This is a genomic window from Azospirillum sp. UENF 112521, from assembly GCF_058780665.1.
Window position 1 is genome coordinate 504,798 of sequence record NZ_JBSNCI010000005.1, and the last position, 26,401, is coordinate 531,198.

Consider the following 26,401-nt stretch of genomic DNA (forward strand, 5'->3'; position numbering starts at 1 on the left):
TTTTGACCCAAGGAGCCACCCCGGTGCAGCACAGCGACATCCTCTCCCGTTTCGGCCTGACCTCCAGCGGAGCCGGGCTCACCGCCCGTTCGCCGGTCGACGGCGCCACCCTCGCCACGGTGGCGGAGACCGCGCCGTCGCAGGTTTCGGACATCGTCGCCAACGCCGCCCGCGCCTTCGAGGCGTGGCGCTCGGTGCCGGCCCCGCGCCGCGGCGAGCTGGTCCGCCTGCTGGGCGAGGAACTCCGCGCCGCCAAGGAGGATCTGGGCCGTCTGGTTTCGCTGGAAGCCGGCAAGATCTACCAGGAAGGCCTGGGCGAAGTGCAGGAAATGATCGACATCTGCGACTTCGCCGTCGGCCTGTCGCGCCAGCTCTACGGCCTGACCATCGCCTCGGAGCGTCCGGGCCATACGATGCGGGAGACCTGGCACCCGGCCGGCCCCTGCCTTGTCATCTCCGCATTCAACTTCCCGGTGGCGGTGTGGTCGTGGAACGCGGCGCTGGCGCTGGTCTGCGGCGACCCGGTCGTCTGGAAGCCGTCGGAAAAGACCCCGCTGACCGCCGCCGCCTGCCAGGTGATCTTCGACCGTGCCGTCGCCCGCTTTGGCGACGCGCCGGCCAACCTGTCCCAGGTCGTCCAGGGCGGCCGTGAGATTGGCGAGGCTCTGGTCGCCCATCCCGGTTTCCCCATCGTCTCGGCCACCGGCTCGACCCGCATGGGCCGCGAGGTCTCCAAAGTGGTGGCGGAGCGCTTCGGCCGCTCGATCCTGGAGCTGGGCGGCAACAACGCTATGATCGTGGCGCCGTCGGCCGATCTCGACATGGCGCTGCGCGCCATCCTGTTCTCCGCCGTCGGCACCTGCGGCCAGCGCTGCACCACGCTGCGCCGCCTGATCGTCCACCGCTCGGTCAAGGACCAGCTGCTGCCGCGCCTGAAGGCGGCCTACGCTTCCGTGTCGATCGGCAGCCCGCTGGAGACCGGCGTGCTGATGGGTCCGCTGGTCGACGCCGACGCCTTCAAGGCGATGCAGCGCGCCCTGGAGTCCGCCAAGGCCGAGGGCGGCACGGTGGCCGGCGGCGAGCGCACATTGACCGACCGCTTCCCCAACGCCTATTACGTCACCCCGGCCATCGTCGAGATGCCGGCCCAGACCGAGGTGGTGCGGCACGAGACCTTCGCGCCCATCCTCTATGTCCTGACCTACGACACGCTGGAGGAGGCCATCGCGCTTCAGAACGCCGTGCCGCAGGGCCTGTCCTCCTGCATCTTCTCCACCGACCTGCGTGAGACGGAGCGCTTCCTGTCGGCCGCCGGGTCCGACTGCGGCATCGCCAACGTCAACATCGGCCCGAGCGGTGCGGAAATCGGCGGCGCCTTCGGCGGCGAGAAGGAGACCGGCGGCGGTCGTGAGTTGGGGTCGGATTCCTGGAAGGCTTATATGCGCCGCCAGACCGCGACGGTGAACTACTCCTCCGCCCTGCCTCTCGCCCAGGGGATCAAGTTCGAGATCGGCTGAGGGTTCATGGGCTGAGGCGTTCCGGCCGGGACGGCGCCGCCATCGGCGAGCCCGTCCCGGCCGGATCGACAAGCGTATCAGATCGCCAGCCTCCCCCGGACCGCTTCGGCTTTGGCCGTCAGATCCTGGGGAGGCAACCGGCCGATCAGAAGGGCGGCATGGTCAGGCCCGCTCCAATAGGCGATGGACAGCCCTCCGCGCATTTCCTGCTCCACCCCGCGCACGCTGCCGGGACGGCGCAGGATGCACAGAGCCAGCGGACCGCTCCGCGGATCGAGATAGGTGATCTGGGCCAGCGGCATGTCGTCATAGGACAGAATTTGCGCCCTGCGGAATTCCGCTCCGGCGACCTCCACCGCCTCCGGGGTCAGGGACAGGTTGAGCGGCCGGTTCAGGGCAGCGAGCTGTGCCGCCTGGATGTCGTGGACGGGCGTGGACCCGCCCAGCGTTTCCCGCGTGTACAACCCCATATATTGCGCGACCACGCCATGCCAGTGGCGCTCCCGGTCCGGTCCGCCGCCATCGTCGGCAAAGTCGTCGCCGTTGGCGGCTCCGAATAGCCGGACCAGCATCCGGTCCCCCAGCACGCCCGCCGCCACCGACGCGGCGATGGCGCCAAACAGACGGCGGCGGGTCAGCGGAACGGCCGCGTTGGCGGCAGCCGGCGGCGCGGACATACCGTCAAGCATGCGTTGCAGGTCCGCCGTCGGAGCGGTATCCAGCAAGGTTTGGAAGGCCTCGCCGTAGGGCAGGCTGGCGCGGGAAAGATGCTCCACCCTCGCGGCGACCGCCGGATCGCGCTCGATCAGGTCGAGCAGGCGGGCGCGATGCTCCTCCTCCAGTTCGCCGTCGATGAAGGCAGTCAGTTCTTCGTCGGAGGGGATCGGGGACTCGTCGCTCTCTCCGGTCATTTTGCCGCTCCGTCGCTCATCCTGTCCGCCAGCTTTGCCCGCGCCGCCGCCAGACGGCTCATCACCGTTCCGACCGGCACGTCTAGAACCGCAGCGACCTCGCGGTAGGTCAGGCCCTCCACATAGGCGAGGAATACCGCTGCCCGCTGCGCTTCCGGCAGGTCGGAGACCAGCCTCATCACCTGCCCCGCCAGAACCTTCGCCTCGGTCTCGCGCGCGCCGTCGACCTCCAGGCTCGTCTCCGCCTCGACGGTTCCCTGGCCGAAACGGACCCGCCGCGCCCGGACCTCGTTCAGCCAGACCGAGTTCAGGATGGCGAACAGCCAATGGTCGATGCGTGACCCGGGCTGGAACTGGCGGTGCCGTTCCAGTGCCCGCAGGCAGGTCTGCTGCACCAGATCGTCCGCCCAGTCGCGCTGCCGCGACAGGACAAAGCCATAGCGCCAAAGGCGCGGCAAGGTGACGGACAAGCCGTGCCTGACTTCCGCTTCGCTTGCGATCTCACCGCTCCCTCGCATGGCATCCGGGACGATCCGGTCCTTTCGGCACTGTACCGGCCGCGACCGACCATATGCCTCACGGCCGCTCTCGACGATAGCCATCATCCGCCTTCCCGATGACCGGACAAAGCGGCGGGAACGCCCCCGCCTGGGGCGGGAAGCGCCTCCGCCGGTGGCGTCAGCCCTTGGCCGGCGTGACGATGGCCTCTTCGAGGTCGCGGTACTCCTCGCATCCGGTGCCGCAGATCGCGCGGATCGCCGCCAGCTGTTCACGCGCCAGATCGGAACGCCCCTTGAGCATGTAGGCTTCCCCCAGATATTCCCGGACCTTGGCGTAGGAGGGGTCGGCCGCCACCGACTTCAGGTAATAGCCGATGCCCTCGTCGATGCGGCCCAGCTTGCGGGTGGCGTAACCGCGGTAATTCAGCACGACCGGGCTGTCCTGGTTGCGCGCCGTCGCGAGAATGCCCAGCGCCTCCTGATAGCGCTCTGCCTTCGCCAGCGAATAGGCGTAGTCGGCGATATTGTCGTCGGTGAGGTTGGCACCGCTCTGCTTCACGCATTGCTTCGCCTTCTTGTCATAGACCTCCCCCGGCTTGCAGGTCGGGGTGGTGTCGTCGCCCATGGCGCGGGCGGCGACGGGAGCCAGCAGGCCGGTGCCGAGAACGGCGGCGCACAGCAGACCGACCAGCACGGTGCTTCCTGCCCTTCCGGGCTTGGAACGAACGCTCATCATGACTTCTCCTGGATTTCGAGGGGCGGCTCGCCGTATCGCGGCGCTGGCGGACAACACGCCACCCCCGGCGGCTATTCGGTCGCAGATAAGTTTTTCGGCCCCTTCGCGGCACCGAATAGGCAGTCCCACCGGCGTGTTCCCCACCCGCCGCGCCGCCAGCATCCCGCATGCGCCCGCGATGTCCCGAATGGAGCCGCCCCCCGTGTTCCCACCCGTGGCTTTGCTTGGCTTGGGCCTTGGCCTGCCGCCCCATCTCCTGTCCCAGGAGGAGGCCGCCCTCCTCACCACCCGCATCTTCGGCGACCGGCTTGCCGGCTTCCCGCAGTTCGAGCGGGTTTTCGCCAACACCGGCATCGCCCGGCGGCACTGCGCCCGTCCGGCCGACTGGTACACCACTTCCCATGGCTGGAGCGACCGCATGGCCGCCTACCGGCAGGCGGCGGAGGCCCTGTTCGTCCAGGCGGCGACCGCCGCCCTGGCGGATGCCGACATCGCTCCCGCCGAGGTCGATTGCGTGGTCGTCTCCTCCTCCTCCGGCTTCGCAGTGCCGAGCCTGGAGGCGCAGCTCGCCGAGGCCATGGGCTTCCGGCCGGACATCGAGCGGCTGCCGTTGTTCGGGCTCGGCTGTGCCGGCGGCGTGGCGGGGCTGGCGACCGCCGCGCGTCTGGCGGCGCCCCCCGGCCGCATTGTGCTGTTCGTGACCATGGAGCTGTGCAGCCTCGCCTTCCGACAGGATGACGGCAGCCGCGCCAATCTGGTGGCGAGCGCCCTGTTCGGCGACGGTGCTGCCGCCTGCGTGCTGCGCGGCGGTGCGGAGGAGCGCGCCTTCGCCGTCATCGAGGGTGCCGGTCAGCATCTGTTCCCGCGGTCGCAGGACATCATGGGCTGGCGCATCGACGATGGCGGCTTCGGCATCGTCCTGTCGGCGGCGCTGCCGCAATTCCTGCAAGCCCATCTCCGCCCCGCCCTTGCCCGGCTGCTCGCCCAATGCGGCGCGGAGGAGGAGCGGATCGGCCGCTTCGTCTGCCATCCCGGCGGCACCCGCGTTCTGTCGGCGCTGGAAGACGTGCTGCGGCTGGAGACCGGCAGCCTCGACCATGAACGGGCGGTGCTGGCCGATCACGGCAACATGTCCGCTCCCACGGTGCTGTTCGTGCTGGACCGGGCGCGCCGGGCGGGATTGCCGGGCCGGGCGGCGCTTCTGGCGCTCGGTCCCGGCTTTGCCGCCAACCTGATCACGCTGCGGCGGGGAATGCGGTGACAGCTCCGATCATCGTCATGCTGCTGGTGACGGCGCAGCGCCTCAGCGAACTGATCATCGACCGGCGCAACCGCGTGGAGCTGTTGGCCCAAGGTGCGCGTGAGCATGGGTGCGGCCATTACCCGTGGATGGTGCTGCTGCATGCCGGGTGGCTGGCCGGCCTCTGGGAGGCAGCACTGGGAGGCCCGTTGTGGACTCACGGTCCGGGCATCGTGCCCGTCGAACCGGCCTGGCTGGCGGTCCTCCTCGCCATGCAGGCGCTCCGCCTCTGGGTGCAGGCGACGCTGGGGTGGCACTGGACCACCAGGATCGTCGTGCTCGACGGAATGCCGCCGGTCCGCACCGGCCCATACCGCTTCACCAACCATCCCAACTATTTGGCGGTCGCGGTGGAGATCGCCGCTCTTCCGCTCGCCTTCGGCATGGCTGGCTATGCCCTTCTCTTCTCCCTCCTCAACGCCGCGATGCTCGCCGTGCGAATCCGGGTCGAGGATCGGGCGCTCGGTCGAAGACAGGACGCCGCTCTCCGCGTCGGTTAAGTCAATTTGTGGGCACAGGGTTTGATTTGACGCAATGCCGCAACGCGGCGAAGGGGTCTATCCTTGGGTCTGGTGGTCGATCTGGTTGACGCGTTGCCCTCCACCCCGACGGCGCCGCTCTCCGGCGCCCCTTCCCCCGGCCAACGGGGGAAGGTTGGGTGGGGCTTCTTCCCGCAGCGCTGCCATCGCCACCGCCATTCTGCACGGTTCCCATCCTGCCCAACCGGCCGGAGTGACCATGTCCGTCCAGTCTTCCGCCGAAGTACCATCCACCGACCGACCTGCCGCCCCGGATCCACAGCGGGAACCAGGACAGGTGGTTGCCGTCCGCGGTTCCGTCATCGACCTGCGCTTTCCCGAAGCCGCCCTGCCGCCGCTGTTCGACGCGGTGGAAATCCTGTGGGATGGACCGGAGCGGCTGGTGGCGGAAATCCAAAGCCATCTGGACGCCCGGACCGCCCGCGCCATCGCCCTCCAGGGCACCTCCGGCCTGCGGCGCGGCACGCCGGCAGGCCCGACCGGCGGCCCGCTGACCGCGCCGGTGGGCAAGGCCGTACTGGGTAGGCTGCTCGACGTGATGGGGCTTGCGCGCGACGACGGGCCGGAACTGCCGCCCGACACCCCGCGCTCACCGATCCACCGCCGGCCGCCGCCGCTGGCCCGCCGCAGTCCGCGCCGAGACTTGATGGAGACCGGCATCAAGGTGATCGACCTGCTGGCCCCGATGGCCCGCGGCGGCAAGGCGGCGATGTTCGGCGGGGCCGGGGTCGGCAAGACCGTGCTGGTGATGGAGCTGATCCGCAAGATGGTGGAGCGCCACACCGGCATCTCCGTCTTCGCCGGCATCGGCGAACGGTCCCGCGAGGGGCAGGAGCTGTGGGAGGAAATGAAGCGGTCCGGGGTGCTGGACCGCACGGCACTCGTCTTCGGCCAGATGAACGAACCGCCGGGCGCGCGCTGGCGCGTCGGCCTGACCGCCTTGACCATCGCCGAGCACTTCCGCGACGAGGAGATGCTGGACGTGCTGCTGCTGATGGACAACGTCTTCCGCTTCGTCCAGGCCGGTGCGGAGGTGTCGGGCCTGCTCGGCCGCCTGCCGTCCCGCGTCGGCTACCAGCCCACGCTGGCCAGCGAGATCGCCGAGCTGGAGGAGCGGGTCGCCTCCACCCCCGGCGCCGTGGTGACGGCGATCCAGGCGGTCTACGTTCCGGCCGACGATTTCAGCGATCCGGCGGTAGCGGAGCTGTTCAGCCATCTCGACAGCTCCATCGTTCTCTCGCGCGCCATGGCGGCGGAAGGGCTCTATCCGGCGGTCGATCCGCTCGGCTCCACCTCCAGCCTGCTCGACCCGCTGGTGGTGGGCGAGGCGCATTACCGGCTGGCCGAGGAGGTGCGCAAGACCATCGCCCATTACCGCGAATTGCAGGACGTCATCGCACTGCTGGGAATGGAGGAGCTGAGCGCCGCCGACCGGCTGGCCGTGCGCCGCGCCCGCCGTTTGCAGCGCTTCCTGACCCAGCCCTTCCTGGTGACGGAGGCCTTCACCGGCCATGGCGGCGTCAGCGTGCCGCTGGAGGAAACGCTGAAGGGCTGCCGCGCCATCCTCGACGGCGACTGCGACGACTGGGCGGAAAGCGCCTTCTTCATGACCGGGACCCTGGACCAGATCCGCGAGCGCGACCGCGCCGGGAGGACGGGATGAACGACCTTTCCCTCATCGTCACGACCCCGACCTCGGTCGCCGTGACGCTCACCGGTCTCCGCCATCTGCGGGCGGAGGACGCCAGCGGCGCCTTCGGCATCTGGCCCGGCCATGCCGATCTGCTGACCGCCCTGGCCATCTCCGTCATCAGCTGGCGCACCACCGACGGCCGGGAAGGCCATTGCGCCGTGCGCGGCGGGGTGCTGACCATCCGCGACGGCGGGCAGGTCGCCGTGGCGACGCGCGAGGCGGTGACGGGCGACGATCTGCGTGCGCTGGAGCGCGACGTGCTCGCCCGCTTCCGCCGCAATCTGGAGGAGGAGGGAGAGGCCCGCTCCGGCGCCCGCCGCATGCATCTGGCGGCGGTCCGCCACATCCTGGCCTATCTGCGGCCCGACCGGCGCCCCACGGGTCCATTCGCACCCACCGCGGACGGCAGGGAGGACAGGCCATGACCGACGACAAGGATCCGCTTCCCGGCAGCGTCCGCCGCCACCGCGAACGGCGGGAGCATTGGCAGCGCGAGGGCGAACGGCCGATGGGCCGTAACCTCGCCCTGATCGGGGCGCTCGGCTGGCTGGTGATCGTTCCGACCCTGGCCGGGCTGTTCGCCGGACGCTGGCTCGACGAGCGGGCCGGCGGCGGGATCTTCTGGACGGCGGCGCTGCTGTTTGCAGGCGTCGTGCTCGGCGGCTGGCTCGCCTGGAACCGCATCGAACAGGAACGCTGACATGACAGTGCCGCCTTATCTGCTCCCCATCATCGCCGGGGCTCTGGCCGGCCTGACGCTCGGCACCCTGTTCTTTCGCGGGCTGGCGGCGACGGCGCGGCTCTATGCGGTGGGCGGGGTGCGGCGGGCGATGCCGCTCTATCTGCTGCGGCTGGCCGGCGCCACCGCCGGCTTCACCATCGCCGCGGTTTGGGGTGGGGCGGAGGCGTTGCTGGCGATGCTGGCCGGATTCCAGCTGGCGCGCAGCGTCGTGGTCCGGCGCGAGCGGCGGATGCAGGAGGGAGCGCTGGAGGGGCCGCAGGAGAGGGTGCCATGACGGAATCCCCGCTGACGACGCCGATCGTCTTCCTGCTGGGCTCGGTCCCGGTGACACTGCCGGTCGTCGTCACCTGGGGACTGATGGCGGCGATGGCGCTGGGCTCCGCACTCGCGACCCGGCGGTTGCGGGTGGAGCGGCCCGGCCCGGCCCAGACCGTGCTGGAGCTGGTGGTGGAGACGCTGCGCCGGCAGATCGCCGAGACGATGCAGACCGATGCCACCCCCTTCCTGCCGCTGCTGGGCACGCTGTTCCTCTATCTGGCGGTCGCCAACCTGTCGGGGCTGGTGCCGGGGCTGAAGGCGCCGACCGCCTTCCTGGAGACGGCGGCGGCGCTGGCGCTGATCGTGCTGCTGGCGTCGCAGGTGCTGGGCATCCGCCGGCGCGGCCTGTGGGCCTATCTGAAGGGCTTCGCCCACCCCAGCCCGCTGCTGCTGCCGCTGAACCTGCTGTCGGAGCTGACGCGCGCCTTCTCCCTGTCGATCCGCCTGTTCGGCAATGTGATGAGCGGGGAGTTCGTCATCGCCATCGTGCTGTCGCTGGCCGGGCTGTTCGTGCCGGTGCCGCTGATGGCGCTGGAGCTGCTGCTGGGCCTCGTCCAGGCGTACATCTTCACCATCCTGGCCGCGATCTTCATCGGCGGCGCCGTCGGAACCATCGAGAAAGGGTAGCAACCATGGACGTCCATGCCATCAGCATCCTGGGGGCGGCACTGGCGGTGTCGGTCGGCGCCATCGGACCGGCGCTGGCCGAGGGCCGCGCCGTCGCCGCGGCGATGGAGGCCATCGCCCGCCAGCCCGAGGCCGCCAACACCCTGTCGCGAACCCTGTTCGTCGGGCTGGCGATGATCGAGACGATGGCGATCTACTGCCTCGTCGTGGCGCTGCTTCTGCTCTTCGCCAACCCGTTCGCCTGAGTGCGGCAACCGCGAGGTCCGTCATGCACATCGACGGTTGGACCCTTCTGCTCCAGGCGGTCAATTTCCTGATCCTGGTCTGGCTGCTGCGCCGCTTCCTCTACCGGCCGGTCCTGGCGGTGATCGCCGAGCGGCAGGCCGCCACCGAGCGCGTCCGCAGCGAGGCCGAGGCCGCGCGGGAAGCCGCCGAAGCCGCACGCCGGAGCCTGGAGGAGCAGCGCACCGCCCTGCCGGCCGAACGCGGCCGCCTGATCGCGGCCGCCCGCGCCGAGGCGGAGGCCGAACGCGCTGTCCTGCTGGAAAAGGCGAGGGGCGAGACCGACCATGCGCTGGAGGAGGCGCGCAGCCGGCTGGCCGAGGAGCGGGCGCAGGCGCTGGAGGCGTTGCAGCGCCATGCCGCCGAACTCGGCACCGAACTGGCGGCCCGGCTCCTGCGCGACGCCCCGGCCGCTGCCTTGACCGTGCCGCTGCTGGACGAGGCCTGCGCGGCGGTGGAGGCGTTGAGCGTCCCCCAGCGCCATGCCCTGGCCGATGGGATCGACCCGGTGCCGGTTCGGCTTGTCATCGCCGCTGCGCTGCCGGAAGCCGACGTCGCCCGGACACGCGACCGGCTGGCCGCGACGCTCGGCCGGCCGGTGGCCTTGGAACCGGTCGAGGACCCGTCGCTGATCGCCGGGGTGGAGCTGCATTTTGCCCACAGCGTCGTCCGCCGCAGCTGGAAACAGGCGCTGGCCGAGGCGAAGGAGGAGATGACGCGTCATGACTCCGCAAGACACACTGCCGAACGACACACTGCCGACACCGTCGCTTGAGGACGCGCTCGACGCCTGGATACCGGGCGCACTGCGGCGGCTCGATGGGCTGGAGACGGCTGCGCGGCTGGAATCGGTCGGGCGGGTGGAATCGGTGGGCGACGGCATCGCCCATGTCTCCGGCCTGCCCGACGTGAGGGTTGACGAGTTGCTGCTGTTCGCCGACGGGGTCGCCGGGCTCGCCATGGATCTGGACGGGCAGATCGGCTGCGTCCTGCTCGGCGACGCGGCGGCGGTCAGCGCCGGCGGCACCGTCCATGGCACCGGCACGGTGCTGCGCGTGCCGGTCGGCGACGGGCTGATGGGCCGGGTGGTCGATCCGCTCGGCAACCCGCTCGATGACGGCCCCCCGGTGGAGGCCGAACGGTGGGAGCCGGTGGAGCGCCCCGCCCCGACCATCGCGGAGCGCGCGGCGGTGTCCGCCCCTTTGCTGACCGGCACAGCGGTCATCGACGCCATGTTCCCGCTCGGCCGTGGTCAGCGCGAGTTGCTGATCGGCGACCGCGCCACCGGCAAGACCGCCATCGCGGTGGATGCCATCCTCAACCAGACGGATGGCGACGTATACTGCGTCTATGTCGCCATCGGCCAGAAGGCGTCGGGCGTCCGCGCGGCCATCGAGGCGGTGCGCCAGGGCGGGGCGGCAAAGCGCACCCTGTTCGTCGTCGCCGCCGCCGATGCCGCCCCCGGCCTGCAATGGCTGGCTCCCTATGCCGGGTTTACGATGGCCGAACATTTCCGCGACAGCGGCCGCCACGCCCTGGTCATCGTCGACGATCTGTCCAAGCATGCGGCGGTCCATCGCCAATTGTCGCTTCTGCTGCGACGCCCGCCGGGGCGGGAGGCCTATCCGGGCGACGTGTTCTACCTGCACAGCCGCCTGCTGGAACGGGCGGCCAAGCTCAGCCCGGCCAGGGGCGGCGGGTCGCTGACGGCGCTTCCCATCGCCGAGACCCAGGGCGGCAACCTGTCGGCCTACATTCCGACCAACCTGATCTCGATCACCGACGGCCAGGTCTGCCTGGATGCCAAGCTGTTCTACGAAGGGCAGAAACCGGCGGTCGACATCGGCCGCAGCGTGTCGCGCGTCGGCGGCAAGGCGCAGCCGCCGGTGCTGCGCACGCTGGCCGAGCCGCTGCGGCTCGACTACGCCCAGTTCCTGGAGCTGGAGGTCTTCACCCGCTTCGGCGGTCTGGTCGACGAGCGGACGCGCAAGGCGGTGGCGCATGGCCGGCGCATGCGCGCCCTGCTGGCCCAGCGCCACCTGTCGTCCCGCCCGCTCGCGGTCCAGGCGGCGCAATTGCTGGCGCTCGTCGACGGCACGCTGGACGGGCTGCCGCTGGAGGCGATCCCCCGCTTCCAGGCGGCGCTGGCCGGGCTGGTCGCCGTCCGCCCGCCCAAGATCGGCGAGGCGCTGGACGACGCCACGAAGACCGCGCTGCGCGACCTGATCGCCCAGGCCGCCGCCGGGCTTGGCGGAGAGGCGGGCGGAGAGACGCCATGAGCGAGCGGCTGGCCGATGTCGAGGCCCGGCGGGCCAGCGTGCAGGAGCTGGAGGCGGTGACCGACGTCATGCGCTCGCTGGCCGCCATGCGGCTGCAGCAGGCGCTCGGCACGCTGGCCGGCACCCGCGCCTATGCCGAGGTGATCGCCGGGGCGCTGGCCCAGGCGGCGGCCCTGCTGGACGACGCGCCGGTCCAGTGGCCGGCGGACGGGCATGACGGCCGGTCGGCGCTGGTGCTGTTCGCGCCGGAGCACGGCTTCGTCGGTGCCTTCGTCGAAAGGCTGGTCGATGCCGCGCTGGCCGCCCCGGATGGGTGTGCGCTGTGGGTGGTGGGTGCGCGCGGCGCCGCCCTGCTGGAGGAGCGCGGACGCCCGCCGGCCTGGAGCACGGCGATGGCGACCAACACCGATGCCGTCACCGCCACCGCCCGGCACATCGCCGACGCGCTCTATCAGGCGGCGGCGGAGGGGCGGCTGGGCCGGGTGGAGCTGCTCTACGGCCGGACCGAGGGCGGCGCGCCGCCGGAACCGGTGCGCCGGCCGCTGCTGCCGCTCGGTCTGCCGCAGGGCGGCGCCCGGCCGGTGCCGCCGCTGATCAACATGCCGCCCCGCGAGCTGATCGCCCGGCTGGTCGACGAGTATGTCTTCGCCCTGCTGGCCGACGCCGCGATGGAGAGCTTCGCCGCCGAGAATGCGGCGCGCCTCTCCACCATGATGACGGCCCGCCACAACATCGAAACCACGCTGGACGGGCTGACCGCCACGGCACGCCACCTGCGCCAGGAACAGGTCACGAATGAGCTGATCGAGCTGGTGTCGGGGGCGGAGGCGATGGGGTGAAAGGGGGGCTGAGAGGGCGCGCGAAGGCCACCAGCAGTTCCGCCGCGACGAGGGCCGCGATCACCTCCGGCCGCTTGTCGCCGGTCAGCGCGGCGCCAATGGGGCAGGTCAGCCCCGCCAGGGCGTCCACCTCCCGCCCGCGCGCCCGGAACCAGCGCTCGAACTTCGCCCGCTTCGTCGCCGAGCCGATCATGCCGACATAGGCCGCATCGCCGCGCCGCAGGGCCACCTCGGCGATCTCGAAGTCCAGCGCATGGCTGTGGGTCAGCACCAGATAGCCGGACCCGGCGGGAGCCGCCGCCAGCGGGTCGAGCGGGCTGTCGGTCAGGATGCGCTCAACCCCGGCCGGGATCGTTTCGGGAAACTCCTGCGCCCGGCCGTCGATCCAGACGAGGCGCAGCGGCAGCGGGGCGAAGGCGGTCGCCATCGCGCGTCCGACATGGCCGGCACCGAACAGCAGCAGGGTCGGCCGCGCCGCCCGCGCCCGACGTTCAAGGTCCTCAAGGGCGGCAACGGTGCCGGCATCGGCGCGCTCCAGCCGCAGCACCACATGCCCGCCGCAGCACTGCCCGGTCGCCGGCCCCAGCGCAAGGTCGAGCGTTTCGGCGGCGCGGCCATCCTCCAGCATCCGCCGCGCCGTGGCGATGGCGGTCCATTCCAGCCGGCCGCCGCCGACGGTGCCGGCACAGGCCTCCCGCCCCACCAGCATGCCGGCCCCCTCCTCCCGCGGGGTGGAGCCGCGCGCCTCGGCGACGGTCACCAGCACGGCGGGTTCATCGCGGGAGAGCCAGTGCGATAGGGTGGCGGACAGCGGCGTCATGGTTGGGAAGACGCCGTCTCCCGCTCCCGCAGGGCGGCGATGCAGGCCAGCACCCGCTCCGGCGTGGCCGGCGCGTCCAGCCGCGGGCAGAGCCGGTGCCCGGCGAGGCTCGCCACCGCGTCGGACAGGGCGTGCAGGACCGACATGCCGAGCATGAAGGGGGGCTCGCCCACCGCCTTGGAACGGAAGATGGTGTCCTCGCGGTTCGGTGCGTTCTCCAGAAGCGCCACGTTGAAGATGCGCGGGCGGTCCGAACAGGCCGGGATCTTGTAGGTGCTGGGGGCGTGGGTGCGCAGGCGGCCCTGCCCGTCCCACCACAGCTCCTCCATGGTCAGCCAGCCCATGCCCTGGACGAAGCCGCCCTCGATCTGGCCCTTGTCGATCACCGGGTTCAGCGAGCGGCCGCAATCGTGCAGGATGTCCACCCGGTCGACGACATATTCGCCGGTCAGCGTGTCCACCGTCACCTCGGCGCAGGCGGCGCCATAGGCGAAGTAGTAGAAGGGCGTGCCGCGCCCGGCCGCCCGGTCCCAATGGATCTTCGGCGTCTTGTAGAAGCCGGTGGCCGACAGCTGCACCCGCGCCATGTAGGCGGCGCGGACCAGATCGGCGAAGCTCATGTCGCGGTCGCCGACCCACACCCGGTTGCGCTCGAACCGCACCGCGTCCGGCGCCACGCCCCAATTCTCCGCCGCGAAGGCGACCAGCCGCTCCCGGATGGTCCGGGCCGCCGCCTGCGCCGCCTTGCCGTTGAGGTCGGAGCCGGAGGAGGCCGCGGTGGCGGACGTGTTGGGCACCTTGCCGGTGTTGGTGGCGGTCGGGCGGATGGTGGCGATGTCGACCTGGAACTCCTCCGCCACCACCTGGGCGACCTTGGTGTAGAGCCCCTGCCCCATCTCGATCCCGCCATGGTTCAGCTGGATGCTGCCGTCGGTGTAGACATGGACCAGGGCGCCGGCCTGGTTGTAATGGCTGGCGGTGAAGGAGATGCCGAACTTCACCGGCGTCAGGGCCAGCCCCTTGCGCAGGATGCGGCTGCCGGCGTTGAAGGCGCGGATCTCCTCCCGCCGCGTCCAGTAACCACTGCTCTCCTCAAGCTGCGCCACCAGTTCGGGCAGGATGTTGTCGGTGACGGTCTGGTGGTAGGGCGTCAGGCTGCGGCCGTCCGTCCCGGGATCGGTGCCGTAGAAGTTCCGCTTGCGGATCTCCAGCGGGTCCTTGCCCAGGGCATAGGCGATCTCGTCGATCACCCGTTCCGCCGCCACCATGCCCTGCGGGCCGCCGAAGCCGCGGAAGGCGGTGTTGGACACCGTGTTGGTCTTCAGCGGCAGAGATTGCAGCCGCACCGCCGGGTAGAAATAGCCGTTGTCGGCATGGAAGAGCGCGCGGTCGGTCACCGGGCCGGACAGGTCGGCGGCATAGCCGGCGCGGGCGGCGAACAGCATGTCGACGCCCTGGATCAGGCCGCTGTCGTCGAAGCCGACCCGATAGTCGACCTCGAAATCATGGCGCTTGCCGGTAATCTGGAAATCGTCGTCGCGGTCGGGGCGCAGCTTGGCGGCGCGGCCGGTGCGCTTGGCGACCAGCGCGGTGCAGGCGGCGAACAGGTTCGACTGGGTTTCCTTGCCGCCGAAGCCGCCGCCCATGCGGCGCACCTCCACCGTCACCGCGGCGCTGGGCAGGTCCAGCACATGGGCGACGATGTGCTGGACCTCCGTCGGGTGCTGGGTCGAGACGTGGATCAGCACCTCGCCATCCTCGCCCGGCACCGCCATGGCGATCTGGCTTTCCAGATAGAAATGCTCCTGCCCGCCGATGGCGAGCCGGCCCTCCACGCGGTTCGGTGCGGCGGCCAGCGCCGCGTCGGCATCGCCGACCCGCAGCGTCATCGGCGGGGTGACGAGCGTGCGCTCGCCGTCGCGGGCGGCGGCGATGGTCAGGATGGCGGGCAGATCCTCATACTCGACCACCGCCAGCCTGGCGGCGCGGCGGGCCTGGTCGCGGGTCTCGGCGGCGACGGCGAAGATCGGCTGGCCGACATGCTCGACCAGGGTGGAGGCGAACAGCGGCTCGTCATGCTTGCCCATGCAGCCGATGTCGTTGACCCCCGGCACGTCGTCGGCGGTGAAGACGGCGACCACGCCGGGCGCCTGCCTAACCGGCGACAGGTCGATGGCGCGGATGCGCGCATGGGCCCGGCTGCTGAGGCCCAGATAGACATGCAGCAGACCGGCCGGTTCGGCGATGTCGTCGACATAGACCGCCTCGCCGCTGACATGCTTATGGGCGCTCTCGTGCCGGCGGGAGTCATGGACGGCGCCCTGGATGCGATCCGGGGTGCGCTCGGGGGCGGGTGCGATGGGCGTCGTCACGTCAGGCATGTGCAAGCCTCCGGTCGCCGACCAGACGGGTCTCCGCCGCCGGGTCGCTGGTCTCGACATACAGCTTCATCAGCAAATTCGCGGCCACCGTGGAGCGGTAGGCGGCGCTGGCCCGCCAGTCGGACAGCGGCGCGTAGTCCCCCGCCAGCGCCTCCATCCCCAGCCGCACGGTTTCCTCGGTCCAGTGGCGGCCCAGCAGCACCGCTTCGGCCCCGGCGGCGCGTTTGGGCGTGCCGGCCATGCCGCCGAAGGCGATGCGGATGTCGGCGACCCGGCCCTCGCCATCCAGCGTCAGGCGGAAGGCGCCGCAGACGGCGGAGATGTCCTGGTCGAAGCGCTTGGCGATCTTGTAGGCACGGAACCGCTCCCCCGCCGCCGGCTTGGGCAGGATCACCGCCTCGACGAACTCGCCCTCGCGGCGGTCCTGCTTGCCGTATTCGACGAAGAAGTCCTCCAGCGGCAGTTCGCGCGTCTCCTCGCCGCGCCGCAGCCGCAGGGTGGCGGCGCAGGCGATCAGTGCCGGCGGGCTGTCGCCGATGGGGGAGCCGTTGGCGATGTTGCCGCCGATGGTGCCCATGTTGCGCACCTGCTCCGCCCCGATGCGGCGGATCAGCTCGCCGAAATCGGGATAGAGTGCGGCGATCCGCTCCACCGCGTCGCTGTAGGTGACGCCGGCCCCGATCGCCAGCGCGTCGCCGCGGTCCTCGATCCGCCGCAGGGCACGGACCCGGCCGGTGTAGACCACCGTCGCCAGCACGCGCTGGAACTTGGTCACCCACAGCCCGACATCGGTCGCCCCGGCCACGATGGTGGCGCCGGGGTTGTCGAGCAGCAGCTGCGCTAGCTGCGGCACGGTGGCGGGGGCCAGGAAGCGGCGCCCGGCGGATCCCACGCTGAGGATCTCCTCGTCGCGCAGGGCCTTGAGCTTTTCCGCCATGGCGGCGCGGTCGGCGAAGCGGTCGCTCCTGCGGTCGCCGATCCCGTACATGGCGTGGGCGGCGCGGACGATGGGCTCGTAGCCGGTGCAGCGGCAGAGGTTTCCGGCCAGCGCGTCGTCGATGCGCTGCCCGTCGGGCCGGTCCTCGTTCAGGTAAAGCACCAGCAGCGACATGACGAAGCCGGGCGTGCAGAAGCCGCATTGCGAGCCGTGGCAATCGACCATCGCCTGCTGCACCGGGTGCAGCGCGCCGTCCGGACCCTTCAGATGCTCCACCGTCAGCAGGCGGCAGCCGTCCAGCGTGGCGAGAAAGCGGATGCAGGCGTTCACCGCCTCGTAGCGCAGGCTGTCGCCGTCCAGCCGGCCGACCACCACGGTGCAGGCGCCGCAATCGCCCTCGGCACAGCCTTCCTTGGTGCCGACCCGCCGTTCCGACAGCCGCAGCCAGTCGAGCACCGTCAAGGTCGGATCGACCGCGTCGATCTCCCGAAGCTCGTCCCCGAGATAGAAGCGGAGGCGCTGGCGCATGGCTGCTCCCGTTGAACTGGTGACGATGTGACGCAGTATTTCACTGACGTTAACTCTGTCACCAGATCGGCAGCACGGGAAAGAGTTTCAAACGATTTGCAAAAGAGCGGCGGGGCGAAGGCCTCCTCAGGGGACGATGCGAAGCGTAGCCGGCGGGGTGGGGGTGGAACAACGTGGAACGGTTTTTGGCGGATGTTCCATCGTCTCCGGCTCGCCTCGCAGACGGGCGCCTTACAAACGATCGAAGGCGGCCTTGCCGCGGCGTTCCAGTGCCGAGCCGAGGGTGGGATAGGGATCGTCGGGGTTGAGGGTATAGGGATAGACGCCTTTCGGCCCCGCCGCCTCCGGACGGGCGAGGATGGCGGCGACAGCGCGCGGATCGGGCGGGGTGCGTTCGCGGAAGGCGCCGGGAATGCTGTCGTCGTCGAGGTCGGCAATCAGGTCGGCAGCAGGGTCGGCAGCAGGCATGGCAGACGGGTCTTCCAACGGCTGAGATATTTGCGGCCGTTGCGCCGGCTGGTCGGCGAGCCCGTCGAGGATGCCGAGCCGGTCGGCCAGCCAGCGCACCGTGGAAGGATCGCCGGAGGAGACCAGCCGTTCGATCTGCTCGACGACCAGACTGCGCAGCGAGGACAGGCGGAGGTCGGCCTCGCGTCTCAGCGCCTGCCGCTCCCACCACACCCTGTGACGGAAATCCTTGGAGCCGTAATAGGCCCGCCACAGCGTTGTCCGGCTGCACCCCATGGCGCGGGCGACATAAAGGAAGCTGCTGCCGCGCGCCAGCATGCCGGCGGCCATGATCCATTGCTCCTCATGGAACTGCGAACCGGGGACCAGCGAGCCGTCCGACGGCACCGGCGGCTCTTCCGCCCAACGGGGGAAATGGTCGTTCTGAAAGGTACGGCTGTCGAGAGGCATGGCGTCGCTCCGCAGGAAAGGGGATCCCACGGAGATTATAGGAATTATTTCTTGTTTCGGTGGACTTTGTGCAAAAGCAGGAGCAGAGGCTGCCCCCGGTGCCTTTACGCATTCCCCTCCGGCGTCATCCCGGCCAATCCCCCGGCCGCACCCCCGGCGGCGCGCACCGACGCCCCAGCGCCGCCTGCGGCGCGCACCGACGCAAGGGTCAGCGCATGCCAGTAAAGGTCCAGCAGGGCCGCCGGCATGCCGCCCTGCTCATGGCCCTCCATCGGCAGGATGGCGGCGGCATGGGCCAGCGCCGCGGTGGCCGCATTCGGGCTGCGCGACACCGCATCGCCCAGCAGCCCCAGCGTCTGGCCCAGTGCGGCGGCGTCGAAGCGCAGCAGGGCGGGTGGCACGGTGATCTGCGCCTCGCCGCCGCGCAGGCGGCCGACGGCGATGTAGACATGCAGCAGGTCGGGCCGCTCCTCCGGCCGCAGCAGGGCGGCGACGATGCGGTTGCCGGTCAGCGGGCCGGTGCCGTCGAACTCGTACATGGTGGCGCGCTCGCCCTGGCGGGTGGCGGCAAGACCGGCGAGGCGGGCGGTCAGCGGCTCGCCCGCGCGGCGGCTGGCCTCGTCGAACAAAGCGGGGTGGCTGCCGCCCTCGCTCAGCACCACCAGCGGCGCGTCGGTCGCAGCAGCGGCGGCCAGCAGGCGGGCCAGCACGGCGAAGGGGTCGCCGCCCGGCGCATCCGCCTCCGCGTCCAGCAGGCCGGCACCACGGCGCAGCATGGCCTCGGCGAAGCTGATGTCGTTGTCCATGGCGGATCCCTTTTCCCGTCCGAAGGCGCCCTTTTTAGGCCGGGGCGCCCCCTCCGCTCAATGGTATCCGAAGGCCCCCGTCACCTTTCCGCGGAAAACCCAGTAGGAATAGGCGGTGTAGCCCAGGATCGACGGGATCAGGAAGGCCATGCCGACCAGCAGGAAGACTTGAGTCTTGGGCGGGGCCGCCGCCTCCCAGACGGTGACGCCGGGCGGGATCAGATGCGGCCACAGGCTGATGGCGAGCCCGAGGTAGGACAGGGCGAACAGCGCCATCGACAGCACGAAGGGTGCCACGTCCCGGCTGTTGTCGAGGGCCCGCCACAGGGCGAAGGCCAGCACCGCGGTGACGATGGGCACCGGCGAGAGGAAGAACAGGTTGGGCAGCGAGAACCAGCGCTCGGCGATCTGCGGCAGCAGGAAGGGCGTCCACAGGCTGACCGCGGCGACGCCGACGAGAACCACCAGCATCAGCCGCCGCGCCATGCGGAAGCACCAGTCCTGCAACGGCCCGATGGTCCGCCAGATCAGCCAGGTCGCCCCCAGCAGCGCATAGCCGACCACCAGAGCCGCGCCGCAGAACAGGGCGAAGGGGGAGAGCCAGTGCAGCATGCCGCCGACGAACTGCCGCTCATAGACCGGGATGCCCTGGATGAAGGATCCCAGCACGACGCCCTGCGCGAAGGTGGCCAGCAGCGACCCGAGGAAGAAGGAGCGGTTCCACCAGTGCCGGCCCGCCCGCGCCTTGAAGCGGAACTCGAAGGCGACGCCGCGGAAGATCAGGGCGATCAGCATGACCAGCAGCGGGAGGTACATCGCCGGCAGGACCACCGCATAGGCGATGGGAAAGGCGGCGAACAGCCCCGCCCCGCCCAGCACCAGCCAGGTCTCGTTGAAGTCCCAGACCGGGGCCACCGTGTTCATCATGGTGTCGCGGTCCTCCTCCGTCGGGGCGAAGGGGTAAAGGATGCCGATGCCGAGGTCGAAGCCGTCCATCAGCACATACATGAACACCGCGAAGCCGACGATCCCGACCCAGATCAGGGTCAGCAGGCTTCCTTCCGCAATTTCCTGCATGGGGCTTACTCCGCGGCTTCGATGGACGGATCGGCGGCCGACAGCGGGCGCTTCGGGCTCTGCGCCTCCGGCGGCTGCCGGGCGTCATGGACATGGGTCGGGCCGGTGCGCAGCAGGCGGATGAGGTAATAGGTCCCGGCGCCGTAGATGATGGTGTAGGCGACGACGAAGGAAACCAGCGAGATCAATGCAGCCTCGACCGTCAGCGACGGGGTCACCGCGTCGGCGGTGCGCAGATGGCCGTAGACGACCCAGGGCTGGCGCCCGATCTCGGTGGTGAACCAGCCGGCCAGGATGGCGACGAAGCCGATCGGCATGCAGCCGACCAGGATGCGGTGGAACCAGCCGCTGCTGTAGAGCCGGCCGCGGAAGCGCAGCACCAGATGAACGACAGCCACCGTCAGCATCAGGAAGCCGATGCCGACCATCAGGCGGAAGGTCCAGAAGACGATGCGCGGGTCGGGGCGCTGGTCGGCCGGGAACTGCTTCAGGCCGGGAACGCTGCCGTTGAAATCGTGGGTCAGGATCAGGCTGGACAGGGCGGGGATGCCGATCTCCAGATGGTTGGTCTCCGCCTCCACGTCGGGGATGGCGAAGAGGACCAGGGGAGCCCTTGGGCCGCCCTCCCAGTTGCCTTCCATCGCCGCGATCTTGGCCGGCTGATGCTCCAGCGTGTTCAGCCCATGCTCGTCGCCGAGGAAGATCTGCAAGGGCGCCAGCACGGTGATGAGGGCGAGCGCCATGCCGAGCCCCAGCTTCGCATGGTCGAGATGCCGGCGCTTCAGCAGGTAGAAGGCGCTGATGCCGGCGACGACGAAGCTGGTGGTCAGGAACATCGCCGTCACCATGTGGGCGAGGCGATAGGGGAAGGACGGGTTGAACACCACCTGCCACCAGTCGGTGACGAAATAGCGGCCGTCCTTGATCTCGAAGCCGGCGGGGGTGTGCATCCAGCTGTTGGCCGACAGGATCCAGAAGGAGGACAGCAGCGTGCCCAGCGCCACCAGACAGGCCGCCATCAGGTGGATGCCGCGCGGCACCCGGTCGCGCCCGAACAGCAGGATGCCGAGGAAGGCGGCCTCCAGGAAGAAGGCGGTCACCACCTCGTACTGGATCAGCGGACCCAGCACGTTGCCCACCGTGTCGGACCAGCGGCTCCAGTTGGTGCCGAACTGGTAGGACATGACGATGCCGGAGACGACGCCGAGGCCGAAGGACAGGGCGAAAATGCGGGTCCAGAACTCCGACAGGCTGCGGTAGATGCCCTTGCCGGTGCCGACCCACAGCGCTTCCAGAAGCGCGATCCAGCAGGCGAGCCCGACCGTGAAGCTGGGAAACAGGATGTGGAAGGAGATCGTGAACGCGAACTGTATCCGCGACAGGATCAGCGGGTCGAGGTCCATGGCCGCCGCCTCTTGTGTGTGGGCGCGTGGATGGGCGAACGCCGGGCGAAGACCCGGCGTCAACCGTGGCAGGACCCGATGTAGGCCGGGCGACCGGGCCGGAAAGGGGGACTGGTCTTTCGGGCTTGGGCGGGACTACGGGAAGCGGTAGCGAGGAAGTGCCGGCGGCGGCGCGCTGCCACTTTGGACGATTTTGCTCGGCAGACCGGATATCAGTGGGGCGGATAGACTGCGGTGATGCCGGAAATCACCGTCTGCGCGGCGAGAGCGGCCAGCACGATGCCGAGCACCCGGCTGACCGTGTGGATCACCGTGCGGCCCAGCAGACGCCCGACCCGGTCGGCGCCCAGCAGGATCAGCGTCACCCCGCCGATCACCGTCGCCGCCGCCCCCAGGACGCTGACCTGTCCGGCCGCGGTGGTGCCGACGCGGTCCATCAGCAGCAGGATCGAGGTGATGGCGCCGGGGCCGGCGATCAGCGGCACCGCCAGCGGGAAGACGGCGATGTCGTGCGCGTCCTCATCGGTCATCGCCTCGCCGGTGTCGCGCTCCTTGCGTTCGGAGCGCTTGGCGAACAGCATCTCGAAAGCGATCCAGAACAAGAGAGCGCCGCCGGCGATGCGGAAGGCCGGCATCTCGATGGACAGGGTCTGGAGCACGACCTTGCCGAAATAGGCGAAGAAGACCAGCACCACGAAGGCAATGGCGGTGCCGCGCAGCGCGATGATCCGCTTGTGCCGGTCGTCGAAGCCGCGGGTCAGCGCGATGAACAGCGGCACCAGCCCCGGCGGATCGACGACGACGAAAAAGACGACGAGATTGCTGATGTAGTCCGACAAAGCGGGCTCCAGCCTGATGGGATCGTGGATTGGGTGGCGACGATCATAGGCTTGGCGGTGCGGAGTGTCACGCCTCCGCCAGGGCATGGGCGAACGCCTCCACCCCCTCGACGCCGGCCGGGGTCAGCGCGTAGGTGCCGCGCCCGACCCGCTCGAACCAGCCATAGACGTTGCGCTGCAACATCGGCCCGACATCCTTCGGCGCCCCGGCCTTGCGCAGCGCCGCGACGGTCAGCGGCCCACCGCGCAGCAGGCGGGCAATGCGCAGCGCGTCCTGGCGGTAGGCGGTGACGATGGCGACGCGGGTGGAGCCGCCGCGGTTGGGATCGCCGACCCGGCGGGCATGCTCGCCGAGCAGGCGGTGGGTGCGCTTTTTGTCCTTGCGCGGGGTGTAGGGGACGGGGTCGAGCAGCACCGTGACCTGCACCCCCTCGGCCAGCCCCAGATCGACCATCAGCAGGCCGAGCCCCAGCCGCCGGCAGAGCTTCTTCACGTCGCCGTCGAGGGGGGATGGCCCGGTCGCCTTGCGCCCCGGCTGCGGCACGGCGAGATAGACGCTGTCGCTGACCGCCAGCCGGTCGACTCCCTGGAGCACGAGGTCGAGGGTGAAGCGCTTCTTCAGCTCGACGATCACCGGCGGCTCGTCCCCGCGCGTGGCGACGAGATCGCAGCCGCGGATCTCCGCCTTCACGTCGTAGCCCTGGGCTTCGAGGAAGGCTTTGACGGGGGCGTAGAGGTCGGTTTCGGCGGTGACGGTCAAAAATCGCCTGTCAGGACATCGATGGCGCGGCGGATGTCGGAATGGGCGGCGGATGCGGATGCGACGACAGCGCCGATTTGCGCAATGGGCAAAGCGACAATCTGCGGCGTCACGACGACGAATTGCTCGTTCCCGACCATGATCGAGGGCATGATCTTCGGAATTGGAGATTCAACTTCGGACAACCGCATCAACGGAACGACCACACGGGTCCTGTCGATGCCGATATAATCACCCTGAACGATCAGGAGATAGGGAATAGGGTGATTCTTCTTTCCCTTCGCTGCCGGATTGAGGCAAACGTCGAGAAATCTCATTCGAAGTTCCGGTGCTCTTCACCGAAAAGGCCAAGCCGGTCCACCAACGCATCGTAGGCGGTAAACGCCGCCCGATTGTCCTCCATCCATTTCTTCTTTTCGGCATCCATGGACGACACAGGGGATGCATTTTCCAGCGTATCGGAAACGGGATTCTCATTCTTCTTGGCTGGATCGATCCTGGACATCGAACGGCTCCCGACCATGCGTCACTGTGCTAAGGATAGTGACACTGCTCTATCCTGTCCAGTTCGGGGCCGCCCGAAACAGGAACGGGAAGAGCCTTCGCCCTTCCCGCCACCATTCATCACGCCGCCGTCTTCTGCTTGCGCAGGATGCCCAGGATGTCCGACGCCGCCTTCGGGATGTTGGTGCCCGGACCGTAGATGGCCGCAGCACCCGCCTTGTAGAGGAAGTCGTAATCCTGCGGCGGGATCACGCCGCCGCAGACGACCAGAATGTCGCCGGCGCCCTGGCGGCGCAGTTCCTCGATCAGCTGCGGCACCAGCGTCTTGTGGCCGGCGGCCTGCGACGACACGCCGATGACGTGCACGTCGTTCTCCACCGCCTGCCGCGCCGCCTCGTCCGGGGTCTGGAACAGCGGGCCGATGTCGACGTCGAAGCCGATGTCGGCGAAGCTGGTGGCGATCACCTTGGCGCCGCGGTCGTGGCCGTCCTGGCCCATCTTCACCACCAGGATGCGCGGCCGGCGGCCTTCCTCGGCGGCGAAGGACGCCACCTCCTCCTGGATTTTCTTGAAGCCCTCGTCGCCCTCATAGGCCGAGCCATAGACGCCCGACACCGAGCGGATGACGGCGACATGGCGGGTGAAGGCCTTCTCCAGCGCGTCGGAGATCTCGCCGACGGTGGCGCGGGCGCGGGTGGCCTCGACCGACAGGGCCAGCAGGTTGCCGGTCTTCGCCGCCGCGGCCTCGGTAAGAGCGGCCAGCGCCGCTTGGCATTTGGCCTCGTCGCGGCTGGCGCGGATCTGCTTCAGGCGGGCGATCTGCGCCTCGCGGACGGCGGTGTTGTCGATGTCCAGCACGTCCACCCCCTCGGGGTTTTCCGGACGGTACTTGTTGACGCCGACGATCACCTCCTCGCCGCGGTCGATGGCGGCCTGGCGGCGGGCGGCGGCCTCCTCGATCAGCAGCTTGGGCATGCCGCTCTCGACCGCCTTGGTCATGCCGCCCATCTCCTCGACCCGGCCGATCAACTCAAGGGCCGCGTTGGCGAGGCTGTGGGTCAGATGCTCGATGTAGAAGGAGCCGCCGAGCGGATCGACCACCTTGGTGACGCCGGCCTCCTCCGCGATGATCAGCTGGGTGTTGCGGGCGATGCGGGCGGAGGTCTTGGTCGGCAGGCCCAGAGCCTCGTCGAAGGCGTTGGTGTGCAGCGACTGGGTGCCGCCCAGCACCGCCGCCATCGCCTCGATGGTGGTGCGGATGACGTTGTTGTAGGGGTCCTGCTCGGTCAGCGAGACGCCCGAGGTTTGGCAATGGGTGCGCAGCGCCAGCGACCGCGTGTCCTTCGGCTGGAACTTCTCCTGCATCAGGGAGGACCACAGCAGGCGCGCGGCGCGCAGCTTGGCGATCTCCATGAAGAAATTCATGCCGATGGAGAAGAAGAAGGACAGGCGCGGCGCGAATTTGTCGACCGGCAGACCCTTCGACATCGCCGCCCGCACATATTCGAGGCCGTCGGCGATGGTGAAGGCCAGCTCCTGCACCGCCGTCGCGCCTGCCTCCTGCATGTGGTAGCCGGAGATCGAGATCGAGTTGAACTTCGGCATGTGCTGGGAGGTGTACTCGATGATGTCGGCGATGATCCGCATCGAGGGTTCGGGCGGGTAGATGTAGGTGTTGCGGACCATGAACTCCTTGAGGATGTCGTTCTGGATGGTGCCGCTCAGCTTGTCCTGGGAAACGCCCTGCTCTTCCGCCGCGACGATGTAGCCGGCCAGGATCGGCAGCACGGCGCCGTTCATGGTCATCGACACCGACATCTTGTCGAGCGGGATGTCGGCGAACAGGACCTTCATGTCCTCGACGCTGTCGATGGCGACGCCGGCCTTGCCGACATCGCCGACCACGCGGGGATGGTCGCTGTCATAGCCGCGGTGGGTGGCAAGGTCGAAGGCCACCGACAGGCCCATCTGGCCGGCCTTCAGGTTGGCCTTGTAGAAGGCGTTCGATTCCTCGGCGGTGGAGAAGCCGGCATATTGGCGGATGGTCCAGGGCTTCACCGCATACATCGTGGCGCGCGGGCCGCGGGTGAAGGGCGGGAAGCCCGGCAGCGTGTCCAGCTCCAGCCCTTCCAGGTCGGCGGCGGTGTAGAGCGCCTTGACGTCCAGACCTTCCGGGGTCTTCCAGACCAGCTTGGACATGTCGCCGTCGGCGCCGAGATCCTTGGCGGCCAGCTTGTCCCAGTCGGCAAGGGTCTTTTGCGGGAACTCGGTCATCGACGCCTCCTGATGGCTTCTTATGGGCGCTGGAAAATTGGCAGTGCGGTCCCCCCGATGCCCCCTTCCACGCTCGGCGGAGCGGTGGAAGGGGGCAGGGGCGACGCTTCCTCTCGATTGCGTTTCTTATTGTTATACGGTTACGCGAATTCCACGATCTTCTGATCGACCGCCAGGCTGCTGCCCGGCGCCGCGTGGATTTTCGCGACCGTTCCGTCCTGCGACGCGCGCAGAATCTCCTTCATCGTCTTTCATCCTTGCCTCGCCGAACAGCGGGCAACGATTTTCCAGGCGGCCTGCATCAGCACCGCACCCAGCGCGGTCTTCAGCAGGGTGGCTGCCCAGAAAGGCCACAGGCCGGCCGCCAGCGCCTTGTCCAAGCCGAACAGCAGCGACAGCCACGCCACGCCCGGCACGAACAGCATCGCGTGGCCGAGCGCCATGGCGGCGACCGCCTTGGCCGGGCTGCGGTCCCAGCCGCGTTCGGCCAGCAGGCCGATCACCCCGGCCGCGAGGACGAAGCCGACCAGATAGCCGGCAGTCGGCCCCATCATGTAGGCCGGGCCGGCACCCGCCCCCGCGAAGACCGGCAGGCCGGCCAGACCCTCGGCAAGATAGAGCAGCACGGTGGCGACCGCGAGCCGGCTGCCGTAAGCCATGCCCAGCAGCATGACGACCATGCTCTGCAGCGTCATCGGCACCGGGTAGAACGGCACCTGCACCTTGGCGGAGACCGCCATCAGCACGCTGCCGAACAGGGCCGCCATCGCCATCTTGGCGAGGCCGCCCTGCGGCACCAGCGTGCCGAGCAGCGGGACCGGACGGACGACGGGCGAAACCTCGTAAGCCATGTCTGAATGCCCTTACGCCG

At 69.6% G+C, this 26,401-nt stretch carries 28 protein-coding genes; 12 read left to right on the forward strand and 16 right to left on the reverse strand.

The features are described from left to right. Window positions 1-23 precede the first annotated feature (23 nt). A complete protein-coding gene (gene amaB / locus ACWPN8_RS27225) occupies window positions 24-1,517 on the forward strand; it encodes an L-piperidine-6-carboxylate dehydrogenase (protein WP_492243019.1) in 1,494 nt (497 codons plus the stop codon). Between the two features lie 77 nt (window positions 1,518-1,594). Here the strand turns inward: amaB and ACWPN8_RS27230 are convergent, their stop codons facing one another. The 3 genes from ACWPN8_RS27230 to ACWPN8_RS27240 form a co-directional block, all read right to left on the reverse strand. Then, window positions 1,595-2,428, reverse strand: coding sequence for an anti-sigma factor family protein (locus ACWPN8_RS27230; protein WP_492243020.1), 834 nt, complete (start codon window positions 2,426-2,428; stop codon window positions 1,595-1,597). Next, a complete protein-coding gene (locus ACWPN8_RS27235) occupies window positions 2,425-2,898 on the reverse strand; it encodes an RNA polymerase sigma factor (RefSeq protein ID WP_492243021.1) in 474 nt (157 codons plus the stop codon). Before ACWPN8_RS27235 ends, ACWPN8_RS27230 begins: the two co-directional genes overlap by 4 nt. A 208-nt stretch (window positions 2,899-3,106) precedes the next feature. Then, the gene (locus ACWPN8_RS27240; protein ID WP_492243022.1) at window positions 3,107-3,664 is read right to left on the reverse strand and encodes a tetratricopeptide repeat protein; all 558 of its coding nucleotides are present in this window, start codon (window positions 3,662-3,664) and stop codon (window positions 3,107-3,109) included. 202 nt (window positions 3,665-3,866) lie between these two features. Between ACWPN8_RS27240 and ACWPN8_RS27245 the strand changes: the two genes are divergently transcribed. From ACWPN8_RS27245 to ACWPN8_RS27295, 11 genes are all read left to right on the forward strand, one after another. Beyond that, on the forward strand, window positions 3,867-4,925 hold the full coding sequence (locus ACWPN8_RS27245; protein WP_492243023.1) for a type III polyketide synthase: 1,059 nt from the start codon (window positions 3,867-3,869) through the stop codon (window positions 4,923-4,925). Further along, on the forward strand, window positions 4,922-5,464 hold the full coding sequence (locus tag ACWPN8_RS27250; RefSeq protein ID WP_492243024.1) for an isoprenylcysteine carboxyl methyltransferase family protein: 543 nt from the start codon (window positions 4,922-4,924) through the stop codon (window positions 5,462-5,464). The genes ACWPN8_RS27245 and ACWPN8_RS27250 overlap by 4 nt, the downstream gene beginning before the upstream one ends. Window positions 5,465-5,702: 238 nt before the next feature. After that, complete coding sequence (gene atpD / locus ACWPN8_RS27255; RefSeq protein ID WP_492243025.1) at window positions 5,703-7,166, forward strand: F0F1 ATP synthase subunit beta; 1,464 nt, start codon at window positions 5,703-5,705, stop codon at window positions 7,164-7,166. Next, on the forward strand, window positions 7,163-7,621 hold the full coding sequence (locus tag ACWPN8_RS27260) for a F0F1 ATP synthase subunit epsilon (protein WP_492243026.1): 459 nt from the start codon (window positions 7,163-7,165) through the stop codon (window positions 7,619-7,621). The genes atpD and ACWPN8_RS27260 overlap by 4 nt, the downstream gene beginning before the upstream one ends. After that, entirely contained in the window at window positions 7,618-7,896 is a 279-nt protein-coding gene (locus ACWPN8_RS27265; protein WP_492243027.1) for an AtpZ/AtpI family protein, read from the forward strand. Before ACWPN8_RS27260 ends, ACWPN8_RS27265 begins: the two co-directional genes overlap by 4 nt. A 1-nt stretch (window position 7,897) precedes the next feature. Beyond that, on the forward strand, window positions 7,898-8,212 hold the full coding sequence (locus tag ACWPN8_RS27270; protein ID WP_492243028.1) for an N-ATPase subunit AtpR: 315 nt from the start codon (window positions 7,898-7,900) through the stop codon (window positions 8,210-8,212). After that, window positions 8,209-8,883 (forward strand): F0F1 ATP synthase subunit A, encoded by a 675-nt coding sequence (locus ACWPN8_RS27275; protein WP_492243029.1) that lies wholly within the window; start codon window positions 8,209-8,211, stop codon window positions 8,881-8,883. Before ACWPN8_RS27270 ends, ACWPN8_RS27275 begins: the two co-directional genes overlap by 4 nt. A 5-nt stretch (window positions 8,884-8,888) precedes the next feature. Continuing rightward, window positions 8,889-9,128, forward strand: coding sequence for a F0F1 ATP synthase subunit C (locus ACWPN8_RS27280; protein ID WP_012977203.1), 240 nt, complete (start codon window positions 8,889-8,891; stop codon window positions 9,126-9,128). Between the two features lie 23 nt (window positions 9,129-9,151). Then, entirely contained in the window at window positions 9,152-9,940 is a 789-nt protein-coding gene (locus ACWPN8_RS27285; protein ID WP_492243030.1) for a F0F1 ATP synthase subunit B family protein, read from the forward strand. After that, window positions 9,888-11,444 (forward strand): F0F1 ATP synthase subunit alpha, encoded by a 1,557-nt coding sequence (locus ACWPN8_RS27290; RefSeq protein WP_492243031.1) that lies wholly within the window; start codon window positions 9,888-9,890, stop codon window positions 11,442-11,444. The genes ACWPN8_RS27285 and ACWPN8_RS27290 overlap by 53 nt, the downstream gene beginning before the upstream one ends. Next, window positions 11,441-12,283: a F0F1 ATP synthase subunit gamma gene (locus ACWPN8_RS27295; protein WP_492243032.1), complete on the forward strand. Its 843-nt coding sequence runs from the start codon at window positions 11,441-11,443 to the stop codon at window positions 12,281-12,283. The genes ACWPN8_RS27290 and ACWPN8_RS27295 overlap by 4 nt, the downstream gene beginning before the upstream one ends. Here ACWPN8_RS27295 and xdhC read toward each other — a convergent pair. The 13 genes from xdhC to ACWPN8_RS27360 form a co-directional block, all read right to left on the reverse strand. Beyond that, window positions 12,234-13,103 carry a xanthine dehydrogenase accessory protein XdhC gene (gene xdhC / locus ACWPN8_RS27300; RefSeq protein WP_492243033.1) on the reverse strand — a complete coding sequence of 290 codons (870 nt, stop codon included), beginning with the start codon at window positions 13,101-13,103 and terminating at the stop codon, window positions 12,234-12,236. The genes ACWPN8_RS27295 and xdhC overlap by 50 nt on opposite strands. Next, the gene (xdhB, locus tag ACWPN8_RS27305; RefSeq protein WP_492243034.1) at window positions 13,100-15,484 is read right to left on the reverse strand and encodes a xanthine dehydrogenase molybdopterin binding subunit; all 2,385 of its coding nucleotides are present in this window, start codon (window positions 15,482-15,484) and stop codon (window positions 13,100-13,102) included. Before xdhB ends, xdhC begins: the two co-directional genes overlap by 4 nt. Beyond that, entirely contained in the window at window positions 15,477-16,949 is a 1,473-nt protein-coding gene (gene xdhA / locus ACWPN8_RS27310; protein WP_492243035.1) for a xanthine dehydrogenase small subunit, read from the reverse strand. The genes xdhB and xdhA overlap by 8 nt, the downstream gene beginning before the upstream one ends. A gap of 231 nt (window positions 16,950-17,180) precedes the next feature. Beyond that, window positions 17,181-17,867 carry a hypothetical protein gene (locus tag ACWPN8_RS27315; RefSeq protein ID WP_492243036.1) on the reverse strand — a complete coding sequence of 229 codons (687 nt, stop codon included), beginning with the start codon at window positions 17,865-17,867 and terminating at the stop codon, window positions 17,181-17,183. Between the two features lie 104 nt (window positions 17,868-17,971). Beyond that, complete coding sequence (locus tag ACWPN8_RS27320; RefSeq protein WP_492243037.1) at window positions 17,972-18,673, reverse strand: hypothetical protein; 702 nt, start codon at window positions 18,671-18,673, stop codon at window positions 17,972-17,974. 57 nt (window positions 18,674-18,730) lie between these two features. Then, on the reverse strand, window positions 18,731-19,750 hold the full coding sequence (cydB, locus tag ACWPN8_RS27325; protein WP_109095652.1) for a cytochrome d ubiquinol oxidase subunit II: 1,020 nt from the start codon (window positions 19,748-19,750) through the stop codon (window positions 18,731-18,733). A gap of 5 nt (window positions 19,751-19,755) precedes the next feature. Next, window positions 19,756-21,153: a cytochrome ubiquinol oxidase subunit I gene (locus tag ACWPN8_RS27330; RefSeq protein ID WP_492243038.1), complete on the reverse strand. Its 1,398-nt coding sequence runs from the start codon at window positions 21,151-21,153 to the stop codon at window positions 19,756-19,758. A 212-nt stretch (window positions 21,154-21,365) separates the two neighbouring features. Further along, a complete protein-coding gene (locus tag ACWPN8_RS27335) occupies window positions 21,366-21,992 on the reverse strand; it encodes a MarC family protein (protein WP_246306991.1) in 627 nt (208 codons plus the stop codon). Window positions 21,993-22,059: 67 nt separating this feature from the next. Next, window positions 22,060-22,752: a DUF2161 domain-containing phosphodiesterase gene (locus ACWPN8_RS27340; protein ID WP_492243039.1), complete on the reverse strand. Its 693-nt coding sequence runs from the start codon at window positions 22,750-22,752 to the stop codon at window positions 22,060-22,062. After that, the gene (locus ACWPN8_RS27345; protein WP_492243040.1) at window positions 22,749-23,069 is read right to left on the reverse strand and encodes a CcdB family protein; all 321 of its coding nucleotides are present in this window, start codon (window positions 23,067-23,069) and stop codon (window positions 22,749-22,751) included. The genes ACWPN8_RS27340 and ACWPN8_RS27345 overlap by 4 nt, the downstream gene beginning before the upstream one ends. Further along, complete coding sequence (locus ACWPN8_RS27350; RefSeq protein ID WP_492243041.1) at window positions 23,066-23,257, reverse strand: type II toxin-antitoxin system CcdA family antitoxin; 192 nt, start codon at window positions 23,255-23,257, stop codon at window positions 23,066-23,068. The genes ACWPN8_RS27345 and ACWPN8_RS27350 overlap by 4 nt, the downstream gene beginning before the upstream one ends. Window positions 23,258-23,376: 119 nt before the next feature. Continuing rightward, on the reverse strand, window positions 23,377-25,530 hold the full coding sequence (scpA, locus tag ACWPN8_RS27355; protein ID WP_492243042.1) for a methylmalonyl-CoA mutase: 2,154 nt from the start codon (window positions 25,528-25,530) through the stop codon (window positions 23,377-23,379). Window positions 25,531-25,781: 251 nt separating this feature from the next. Continuing rightward, the gene (locus ACWPN8_RS27360) at window positions 25,782-26,381 is read right to left on the reverse strand and encodes a biotin transporter BioY (RefSeq protein WP_492243043.1); all 600 of its coding nucleotides are present in this window, start codon (window positions 26,379-26,381) and stop codon (window positions 25,782-25,784) included. Window positions 26,382-26,401 lie beyond the last annotated feature (20 nt).